Raw genomic sequence first — 5814 nt, 5'->3', positions numbered from 1 at the left:
GGCGAAAAGCGGCGCTAGAATCATCCCCAGCAGTCGCGCACGGGTTCCAACCGATGAAAAAGAACAGCCTGCGTCGTCCGATCCGTTCGGCGGCCACCGGTTTGCTGGGCATGTTGATGCCCCTTGCCTTGTCCACCACCGCGCAGACCCCGCCGGCGTTGCCGCCGATGCCGACCAACATCGAAACCGCCGCCGGTGGCGCCGTCGCCCACACCCAGCCTGCGGCCTACCGCACCGGGCTGGTGCCGCAGGTGCAGTTGCCCGCTGCCGGTTTCAACGTCGCCAACATCGAATCGATGGCGCAGCAGCTCACCTATGGCGAGCGCGTGCCCGGCATGGCAGTGGCCATCGTGCAGGGCGGCCGCGTGCTCAGCGCGCGCGGCTACGGCGTGACCGACGTCAACAACCCGTTGCCGGTCGACGCCCACACCGTGTTCCGCCTGGCGTCGCTGTCCAAGGCCTTCGCCGGCACCATGGCCGGCCTGCTGGTCAACGATGGCACCCTGCGCTGGGACAGCAAGGTCACCGACTACGTGCCGGGCTTCCGCCTGAACTCGCCGGAGGCCACCGACCGCCTGACCGTGGCCGATGTACTCAGCCACCGCGTCGGCCTGCCGTACAACGCCTATGACCGCGACATCGAAGGCAATGCCGAGTACTACGCGCTGACCCAGAAGCTGGCCAACACCAGCCTGAAGTGCCTGCCGGGCGACTGCTACGCCTACCAGAACGTGGCCTTCAGCCTGATCGGCGACGTCGTGTATGCGGCCTCCGGCAGCTTCTACGAGCAGTCGGTCGAACGCCGCATCTTCAAGCCGCTGGGCATGAACGATGCCAGCCTCGGCCTGGCCGGCATCCAGGCCAGCTCGCGCTGGGCGCGCCCGCACGTGCGCAGCCGCAACGGCTGGGTGTCGCTGACGCCGAAGCCGACCTATTACCGCGTCGCCCCTGCTGCCGGCGTCAACGCCAGTGCCAGTGACATGGCGCAGTGGTTGCTGGCCCATACCGGCCACCGCCCGGACGTGCTGCCGGCACCGCTGCTGGCGACCCTGCACTCCAGCCTGATCAACACACCGGGCGAGATGCGTTCGGGCTGGCGCCGCGAACGCCTGCACTCGGCCGGCTACGCGCTGGGCTGGCGCACCTTCGACTACGCCGGTCACGATGTCGTGTTCCATGCCGGCGCGGTGCAGGGCTACCGCGGCCTTGTTGCACTGGTGCCCGAGCGCGACCTCGGCATCGCCATCATGTGGAACGGCGAAAGCGGCCTGCCCAGCGGCCTGCTGCCGACCGTGCTCGACGCAGCCCTCGGGCTGCCGTCGCAGCGCTGGCTGGACGTGGACACCGACTTCGGCAGCGACAACCTGATGGCCGAGGGCGCCACCCCGGCACAGCAGGACAAGCGCAAGGGCAAGGGCGCTTCGGGCAACCGCGCGGTGGCCTCGCCGCGCTGAGCTGGCGAGCTCGACCGTAAACAGAAGGGCGGCCTACGGGTCGCCCTTTTCGCTTGTTTACGTAGCGCTGAGCGTCCCTGCCTTCACCGTTTCGTAGAATCAGGCGCGCCCGGGATGCTAGTGGGCGAAGTAGTGCATTCCGCCATCCACCGGAATCACCGCCCCGGTGATGTACCCCGCCAACGGCGACGCCAGGAACGCAACCAGGTGCGCCACCTCCTCTGGTTCGCCGAAACGCCCCATCGGGATGTTGCGGGCGATGAACTCACGCCGGCTCTCTTCGGTGGGATGCAGCCGATCCAGGATCTGCGCGCTGTTGATCCGCCCCGGCGCGATCGAGTTGATGGTGATGCCCTCGCCCGCCACATCGCAGGACAGCCCCTTGCTCCACAGATGCAGCGCCGCCTTCGCCGGGCTCGCGGCATTCACCGCACGCGGCTCCATCGACCCGCTGAGGTTGATCACACGCCCCCAGCCATTGGCCCGCATCGACGGCAGCAACGCCTGCGTCAGCCGTCGTGCCGCCGAGAAGTTCAGTGCCATCGCCTCGTCCCACACCTCGTCTGCTGCGGCCACCCCGGCCAACCGTGCGCCACCGGCCGCGTTGACCAGGATGTCCACGTGCTGCAGCGTCTGCAGCGAAGCGCTGGCGATGCGCTGCACATCGTCGGCGTCGGTCAGATCGCCCACCAACACGACGGGTACCGGTCCACCCGCCGCCTCGATTGCGGCCGCCACCGATTGCAACGGCGCCTGCCGCCGCGCGGTGATCGCCACGCGCACACCCTGCCTCGCCAGTACCCGCGCAACACCTGCGCCGATGCCGCTGCCTGCGCCGGTGACCAGCGCGGTACGTCCTTCAAGATCCAGTTTCATGTGTTGCCCTGCCAGTTCTGCCGGCCCATCTGGCCGTGCGGACATGCTCTTTGAACACCCTCGATTGATAAACTCCGGCGAGGTTTCAACATTCAGAACCCGGGGTGTCAGATGAACCTGTTGGAGAGCATGCAGGTCTATGTGCTGGCCGTGGAAAAGGGCAGCCTCAGTGCCGCGGCATCGGCACTGGACATCTCCGCGACGATGGCCGGCAAGCACCTGCGCGCCCTGGAAGAACGGCTGGGCATGCAGTTGTTGAACCGCACGACCCGTCGGCAGCATATGACCGCTTTCGGTGAGGCCTACTTCGGCCGCTGCAAAGAGATCCTGCGCCTGGTGGAGGAAACCGATGCGCAGGCCCAGCATCACCACCTGGCACCGGCGGGCRCGCTGCGGATCAGTGCACCGGTGATCTTCGGCACGCATGCGCTGGTGCCGGCACTGTCGACCTACATGGACCGCTACCCCGAGGTCAGTGTCGAACTGGTCCTGACCGATCGCGTGGTCGAACTGGCCGATGAGGGGTTCGAGGCCGCCATCCGCATCGGCACGCTGGCCGACGCCACGCATCTCGTAGCGCGTCCGCTCAGCGCCTACCGGCTGACCCTGTGTGCATCGCCGGCCTATCTCACACGGCATGGCACGCCGCACAACGCGCAGGAGCTGCAGCAGCATCAATGCCTGTCGCTGGATCCTGCTGCGCTGTCGCACTGGCTGGGCAACGAAGTGGCATTGCCAGCGCCGCCTTCGGGACGGTTGCAGATCAACAACGGCGAAGCGTTGCGGCTGGCCGCGCTGCAGGGCCTGGGCATCATCCTGCAGTCGAGCCTGCTGCTGGCAGCAGACATCGATGCGGGTAGCCTGGTCCCGTTGCTGCCGGAACATGGCCGGCACGGTCGGCCCATGCACGTGGTCTATCCGCACGACCGGTATCACTCCACCCGGCTGCGCAGCTTCGTGGATTTCCTGGTCGAGCGGTTTCCCTGCGACGCAGCGGGTGAACGCAGCTGGCCAGGCGCAGGCAGCCCATAAAAAAACCCCCTCCCCGCTGGGCAGTCGGGGAAGGGGTCTCAGGGTACGGCTATCGGGAAGTACTTAGATCAGCGGTGCCGGAGTTGCCGGAAGGGCCACCGGAGCGGCCTTCTTCTTGCGGGCGGCCGGCTTGCGCTTGGCAACCTTCTTGGCAGCCTTCTTCGGGGCAGCCTTCTTGGTCGCCTTCTTCGCAGTCTTCTTCACTGCCTTCTTGGCGGTCTTCTTTGTCGCCTTCTTCACTGCCTTCTTGGCGACCTTCTTGGCCGGCTTGCGGGCAGTGGTCTTCTTGGCGGCTTTCTTGGCAGTCTTCTTGGTGGCCTTCTTGGCTACCTTCTTGACGGCCTTCTTCGCGGTCTTCTTTACGGCCTTCTTGGCAGCGGACTTCTTGGCTACCTTCTTGGCCGCCTTCTTCACTGTCTTCTTCGCCGTGGCCTTCTTGGCGACCTTCTTGGCAGCCTTCTTCACTGCCTTCTTGGCAGTCGCCTTCTTCGCGACCTTCTTCACTGCCTTCTTGGCAGCGGCCTTCTTGGCGACCTTCTTCACCGCTTTCTTGGCGGCGGGCTTTTTCTTCGCAGCTTTCTTGGTTGCCATGGTGATGGCTCCTCGTCAGTGATAGGGAGTTGAAACGCCCAGGTGGATCAAACCCGCCCATGCTGCGTGCGGGGACCGCCGGCGCGTCGGGCGCGCCGTTACGGATGCGGTGATGCCCGCCACGATCGGCGGAGCAGGCATCGGAACAGGGGTTGCCTTGCATTTCTCGAGGGGAAGCGGGGCCATCTCCACCGTCGTCAGGATCGCGGTGGTCTTCGAGGGGCTGCTTCGCATCGGACGATTGATTCTGCGCACTCGGTTTGGCAGGCAAGGTCTGCTGAGGCGAAACCTAATCACGGTTTTTTTTACTGTCAACAACCCCCGCGAAAAATTTTCACATCCGCCGCGTCCCGGAAGCCCTTCCCGCGCCTGCCGATGTTCCTCCGCGAGCGCCGGCAAACACTGCATCGCGCATCGTCGCTGCCATCAACTGCGCACGAACAGCGAAGAAAAAACACTTGAAATAAGCACTCTGCGTCATGTAGGGGCCTGAAGCGGAACGCCACGCGGCGACGCGGCCATGCATGGCAACGCACGCGCCAACGCCAGCACAACGGTCCTGCAACAAGGCCAAAAACTTTTCACATCCGGGCGCGCCGCCGCGGGGGTGGAAACGCGGATTTGCGCAAAACTGCGCACGCCTTTTGCCCGCGCTCAACACCGACTGATGCCATGGCGATGGCATGCGGCGAACCGGCCGGCATAAGTTCGAAGCCTCCTCCAAAACGAAAACGGCCACCCGAGGGTGGCCGTTTTCGTACCGGGGAAACGACGACTCAGTGCTCTTCGTCTTCCAGGCCTTCGGCGTACGCGTCCGGGTCCAGCAGCTCGTTGAGCTCGTCGCTGTTGGACACTTCGACAACGAACATCCAGCCATCGCCGTAGGCGTCTTCGTTGATGGTTTCCGGCTTGTCGGCCAGTGCCGAGTTGACCTCGACGATGGTGCCGCTGATCGGGCTGTAGACGTCGGAGGCGGCCTTCACCGACTCGACGACCGCGATCTGCTCGTTGGCCTTGGCGGTCGCGCCGACTTCGGGCAGCTCGACGTAGACCAGGTCACCCAGCAGGCCCTGGGCGTGGTCGGAAATACCGACGGTCACGCGGCCATTGCCTTCGACACGGGCCCACTCATGGGACTTGAGGAACTTGAGGTCGCCGGGGATCTCGCTCATGGGACTGCTCCAGAGATATGCAGGGGGTGGAAAAAACGGGGCTAGTGTAACCAACCGGCCGCCACTGCTGGCAGTGACGACCGGCATGTTTGGATCAGGCGTCGCCAAGCACGCCGGGCTGGGCCTGGCCTTCGCGCACGAACGGGAACTTGACCACCCGCACCGGCACCTGACGGCCGCGGATGTCGACGGTGACCTGACCGAGTTCACCGGCCGGCACGCGCGCGAATGCGATGCCCTTGGCCAGGGTCGGCGAGAAGGTGCCGGACAGGATCTCGCCCTGGCCGCCGGCAGTGGTGACCGCCTGGCCATGGCGCAGCACGCCCTTCTCATCCATCACCAGGCCGATCATCTGACGTGCGTTGCCAGCCGCCTTCTGCGCCTCCAGCACGTCGCGGCCGATGAAGTCGCGACCCTCGTCCAGCGACACCGTCCAGGCCAGCGCCGCTTCGTAGGGGCTGATCGCTTCGTCCATGTCCTGGCCGTACAGATTCATGCCGGCTTCCAGGCGCAGGGTATCGCGCGCGCCAAGACCGGCCGGCTTCACGCCGGCAGCAAGCAGGCGGTTCCAGAACGCGACCACGGCATCCTGCGGCAGCAGGATCTCGAAACCGTCTTCGCCGGTGTAGCCGGTGCGGGCGACGAACAGTTCAACGCCGTCGTCGGACTGCACCTGCGACTGCACCTGC

The 5814-nt window shown here is 65.6% G+C and carries 7 protein-coding genes; 3 read left to right on the top strand and 4 right to left on the bottom strand.

Features of this window, described 5'->3' with window-relative positions; all coding sequences use genetic code 11:
- Positions 1–53 precede the first annotated feature (53 nt).
- Complete coding sequence (locus AC1DJN_RS20270; protein WP_025877795.1) at positions 54–1454, top strand: serine hydrolase domain-containing protein; 1401 nt, start codon at positions 54–56, stop codon at positions 1452–1454.
- Between the two features lie 117 nt (positions 1455–1571).
- Here AC1DJN_RS20270 and AC1DJN_RS20265 read toward each other — a convergent pair whose 3' ends face one another.
- Positions 1572–2330 (bottom strand): SDR family NAD(P)-dependent oxidoreductase, encoded by a 759-nt coding sequence (locus AC1DJN_RS20265; RefSeq protein ID WP_032974956.1) that lies wholly within the window; start codon positions 2328–2330, stop codon positions 1572–1574.
- Between the two features lie 111 nt (positions 2331–2441).
- On the opposite strand from AC1DJN_RS20265, the gene AC1DJN_RS20260 reads away from it, so the two are divergent.
- Entirely contained in the window at positions 2442–3362 is a 921-nt protein-coding gene (locus AC1DJN_RS20260; RefSeq protein WP_478039973.1) for a LysR family transcriptional regulator, read from the top strand.
- 63 nt (positions 3363–3425) lie between these two features.
- Here the strand turns inward: AC1DJN_RS20260 and AC1DJN_RS20255 are convergent, their stop codons facing one another.
- A complete protein-coding gene (locus AC1DJN_RS20255; RefSeq protein WP_025877789.1) occupies positions 3426–3953 on the bottom strand; it encodes a hypothetical protein in 528 nt (175 codons plus the stop codon).
- Positions 3954–4065: 112 nt separating this feature from the next.
- Between AC1DJN_RS20255 and AC1DJN_RS20250 the strand changes: the two genes are divergently transcribed.
- Entirely contained in the window at positions 4066–4446 is a 381-nt protein-coding gene (locus AC1DJN_RS20250; RefSeq protein WP_152543265.1) for a hypothetical protein, read from the top strand.
- A gap of 283 nt (positions 4447–4729) precedes the next feature.
- Here the strand turns inward: AC1DJN_RS20250 and gcvH are convergent, their stop codons facing one another.
- Positions 4730–5125: a glycine cleavage system protein GcvH gene (gene gcvH / locus AC1DJN_RS20245; protein ID WP_025877788.1), complete on the bottom strand. Its 396-nt coding sequence runs from the start codon at positions 5123–5125 to the stop codon at positions 4730–4732.
- Positions 5126–5219: 94 nt separating this feature from the next.
- On the bottom strand, positions 5220–5814 hold a 595-nt coding region (locus AC1DJN_RS20240; RefSeq protein ID WP_478039971.1), incomplete at its 5' end, for a glycine cleavage T C-terminal barrel domain-containing protein.

The sequence above is a fragment of the Stenotrophomonas sp. 05L414_2 genome (assembly GCF_056397905.1).
The sequence above is the reverse complement of the archived record's forward strand: the minus strand, read 5'-3'. Positions and strand labels throughout refer to the sequence as shown.

Coding starts and splice junctions, on each gene's coding strand:
- AC1DJN_RS20265 (WP_032974956.1), bottom strand. CDS start 2,330: ATGAAACTGGATCTTGAAGGACGTACCGCGCTGGTCACCGGCGCAGGC.
- AC1DJN_RS20270 (WP_025877795.1), top strand. CDS start 54: ATGAAAAAGAACAGCCTGCGTCGTCCGATCCGTTCGGCGGCCACCGGT.
- AC1DJN_RS20250 (WP_152543265.1), top strand. CDS start 4,066: ATGCCCGCCACGATCGGCGGAGCAGGCATCGGAACAGGGGTTGCCTTG.
- AC1DJN_RS20255 (WP_025877789.1), bottom strand. CDS start 3,953: ATGGCAACCAAGAAAGCTGCGAAGAAAAAGCCCGCCGCCAAGAAAGCG.
- gcvH (WP_025877788.1), bottom strand. CDS start 5,125: ATGAGCGAGATCCCCGGCGACCTCAAGTTCCTCAAGTCCCATGAGTGG.